At 45.0% G+C, this 1,142-nt stretch carries 1 protein-coding gene; it reads right to left on the bottom strand.

The annotated features are described in order from the left end of the window. On the bottom strand, positions 1-1,142 hold a 1,142-nt coding region (tuf, locus tag OSH00_RS20435), incomplete at both ends, for an elongation factor Tu (protein ID WP_266131949.1).

The following is a 1,142-nucleotide window of genomic DNA, read 5'->3' as shown; positions in this document are numbered from 1 at the left end:
GCAACTACACCAGCACCAACTGTACGACCACCTTCACGGATCGCAAAACGTAGACCTGGGTCCATTGCGATTGGGTGGATCAATTCTACTGACATTTCAACGTTGTCGCCTGGCATTACCATTTCAACGCCGTCTTGTAATTGGATTGCACCAGTTACGTCAGTTGTACGGAAGTAGAACTGTGGACGGTAACCGTTAAGGAACGGCGTATGACGACCACCTTCTTCTTTAGAAAGTACATATACTTCTGCGTCGAATTTAGTATGCGGCTTGATTGTACCTGGTTTAGCAAGTACTTGACCACGTTGTACGTCTTCACGCTTAGTACCACGTAAAAGTACACCACAGTTCTCGCCAGCACGACCTTCGTCTAGAAGTTTACGGAACATTTCTACGCCAGTTACAGTTGTTTTAACTGTATCTTTAATACCAACGATTTCAACTTCTTCGCCAACTTTAACGATACCAGACTCTACACGACCTGTTACCACTGTACCACGACCAGAGATTGAGAATACGTCTTCGATTGGCATCAAGAATGCTTTGTCGATTGCACGCTCTGGTTCTGGGATGTAAGAGTCAAGCGCTTCAACAAGAGCAAGAACTGCTGATTCGCCATATTGACCAGCATCACCATTAAGCGCAGCAAGTGCTGAACCACGGATGATTGGAGTGTCATCACCTGGGAAGTCATAAGTAGAAAGAAGTTCACGAACTTCCATTTCTACCAATTCAAGTAATTCTTCATCATCAACAAGGTCACACTTGTTAAGGAATACAAGAATATAAGGTACACCTACTTGGCGAGAAAGAAGGATGTGTTCACGCGTTTGTGGCATTGGACCGTCAGTCGCAGCACATACAAGGATTGCACCGTCCATCTGAGCAGCACCAGTGATCATGTTTTTAACATAATCGGCGTGTCCCGGGCAGTCTACGTGAGCGTAGTGACGGATTGGAGAATCGTATTCTACGTGTGAAGTATTAATTGTAATACCACGTGCTTTTTCTTCTGGTGCAGAGTCGATTGCTGCGTAGTCTTTAGCTTCACCGCCGTAAGTTTTTGCACAGATTGTTGCAATTGCAGCAGTTAAAGTTGTTTTACCATGGTCAACGTGACCAATTGTACCCACGTTTACGTG

Source organism: Acinetobacter nematophilus (genome assembly GCF_026344175.1).
Classification (GTDB): Bacteria; Pseudomonadota; Gammaproteobacteria; order Pseudomonadales; family Moraxellaceae; genus Acinetobacter; species Acinetobacter nematophilus.
The sequence above is the reverse complement of the archived record's forward strand: the minus strand, read 5'-3'. Positions and strand labels throughout refer to the sequence as shown.